4 protein-coding genes are annotated in these 2,105 nt (G+C 66.6%); all 4 read left to right on the top strand.

Annotated features, from left to right (window positions below; translation table 11 throughout):
- Positions 1–379, top strand: a 379-nt coding sequence (locus ACFU5M_RS34425; RefSeq protein ID WP_379055797.1) for a DUF2599 domain-containing protein, incomplete at its 5' end; no start/stop codon positions are given.
- A gap of 34 nt (positions 380–413) precedes the next feature.
- Entirely contained in the window at positions 414–1,073 is a 660-nt protein-coding gene (locus tag ACFU5M_RS34420) for an SDR family oxidoreductase (RefSeq protein WP_379055795.1), read from the top strand.
- Positions 1,074–1,137: 64 nt separating this feature from the next.
- Complete coding sequence (locus ACFU5M_RS34415; RefSeq protein WP_063050961.1) at positions 1,138–1,440, top strand: putative quinol monooxygenase; 303 nt, start codon at positions 1,138–1,140, stop codon at positions 1,438–1,440.
- 297 nt (positions 1,441–1,737) lie between these two features.
- Positions 1,738–1,965: a hypothetical protein gene (locus ACFU5M_RS34410; RefSeq protein ID WP_379055792.1), complete on the top strand. Its 228-nt coding sequence runs from the start codon at positions 1,738–1,740 to the stop codon at positions 1,963–1,965.
- The last annotated feature ends 140 nt before the right edge of the window (positions 1,966–2,105 follow it).

Genomic DNA, 2,105 nt, shown 5'->3' with positions numbered 1-2,105 from the left:
CACCTCCAGCGCGTCGGCGTCGCCGGTTTCGACAGCGCAGGCGGCGATGCCGACCGTCGACCCGTACGCGGGACAGCCGCTGATCGATCACCTCACCTGGACCGAGACGGTCGACGGCCCGCGACTGCTCGTCTTCCCCACGCAGGCAGGCCGGCAGACCACCTTCCCCGGCTCGGACGAACGGGCGTGGCAGGAAGTCGTGCACGAGTCGGCGGACGCCGACGCACCCGGCATGCGCGATCAGTTCATCTGTCACTGGGCGTGGGCACGGCTGGTCCAGCCGAACAAGCCGAGCTGGAACCTGGAACCGTGGCGCCCGGCGGTCGGCTATCCGGCCACCGTCGAAGCACACTGCAATCCCGGCGGCCCCGAGCGCTGAGCGCGGGCGCCGCCCCGACCGGAAGGAGCGATCCATGCGCGTCGTCATCGCAGGAGGACACGGGAAGATCGCCTTGCTGCTCGCCCCCGTGCTGACCGCGAACGGCCACGAGGTCGCCGCCTTGATCCGCAATCCCCAGCACGCGGACGAGGTGCGCGTCACCGGCGCCGAGCCGGTGCGGTGCGACCTCGAGCACGCGGGCACCGACGAATTGGCGGACGTCGTAGAAGGGTGCGACGCCGCGATTTTCGCCGCGGGCGCGGGGCAGGGCAGCGGCGTCGAACGCAAATACACCGTCGATCTGGGCGGCTCCGTCCGGCTGGCCGAGACGGCCGAGCGAACCGGAGTGCGCCGTTTCCTGCAGATCTCCACGATGGGTGCCGGTCAGTCGCTCGCTCCCGGTTCCGACGAGGTGTGGGCGGCGTATCTGGATGCCAAGACCAAGGCTGAAGACGACCTGCGAAGCAGAGACCTCGACTGGACCATCCTGCGCCCGGGTCGGCTGGTCGATTCTCCGGGCACCGGACTGGTGACTCTCGCCCCGCCCCCGGTCGAACGCGGCGAGGTCCCCCGCGCCGACGTCGCCGCCGTACTGGCCGGACTGCTGCCCGCCGCGCGCACCTTCGGGTTGACACTCGAACTCGTTTCGGGCGCCATTCCGATTAGCCAGGCAATAGCGCAACTGGCCGACTGACCTGTCGTGTACCTCGCCGCCGCCCTTGCCGATCGACCGCAACGGTCACGATGGGAGAACAACCGTGTTCAGTCGAATCGTCTCGATGAAGATCCGCCCCGGCTCTCGCGCCGAGTTCCTGGCGGCTATATCCCGCAGCGCCGACGCCTCGGTACGGACCGAGCCCGGCTGTCTGCGCTTCGACATCTGCGCAGATCGGGTGGACCCGCACCGATTCTTCCTCTACCAGCTCTACACCGATGACGAGGCGGCCGAAGCACACCGTTTCACCGAACATTTTCTGGCCTGGCGGGCCGCCGCGGACCAATTCGTCGAGCCGGGTACACAGATCGATTACAGCACGGACGTCCTATTCGCCCGCGACTGAAACATCTGCGCCGGGCACCACATCCGCAAACTTCCGGCCTCGAAATACGTACTGCGCACGTGCAATCGATCGTGCAGATGTGCTTGCATCTGAAAGGTACAGCGGCATAAACTCGGTCCCGCAACGCTTTACAGGGGACCACCAGGGAAGGCCGCGTGGGCGAGCCGAAGGCCGAAGCCGCCGTGGGTTTGCCGCCGCCAGACAAGCAGGGGCGTTCGAATGGAACAACCACTTACCGGCGGTCGGTTCGGATCAACCGACACCGCACTGGCCGACCAGCCAGCGAACGGTAGACAAATGAGCACATCAACGGCCCGCAGGGGCCACAGCAATACCGCATTCTCCCGAGAAACCGCCGTGGCATACGTCATCGATGCCGTCGAATCCACCGGTGCGGCAACTCGGCACGATTTCGATATCGACCGGATCGTCACCACCGCGCATGCGATGGCCGATGATTGGGATCTCAAGACATTGCAGCCCGCGACATTTTGGCGAATCGCCTCCAGCTTCATCAAGCAGTAGGCCGGGGCCCCGCCGTCCGAGCCCGGCGGAAGTCCGAAGCCTTGTGCCACGAGCACTTTCGTTGCGTCCACCCGACGCCGGCACAGAACCACCACGATGCTGCCGACGCCGGGCGCCGGACCGGATAGACACTATTTCCG

Origin of the sequence: Nocardia sp. NPDC057455 (genome assembly GCF_042802775.1) — a bacterium.
GTDB lineage: Bacteria > Actinomycetota > Actinomycetes > Mycobacteriales > Mycobacteriaceae > Nocardia.
The sequence above is the reverse complement of the archived record's forward strand: the minus strand, read 5'-3'. Positions and strand labels throughout refer to the sequence as shown.

Coding starts and splice junctions, on each gene's coding strand:
- ACFU5M_RS34420 (WP_379055795.1), top strand. CDS start 414: ATGCGCGTCGTCATCGCAGGAGGACACGGGAAGATCGCCTTGCTGCTC.
- ACFU5M_RS34410 (WP_379055792.1), top strand. CDS start 1,738: ATGAGCACATCAACGGCCCGCAGGGGCCACAGCAATACCGCATTCTCC.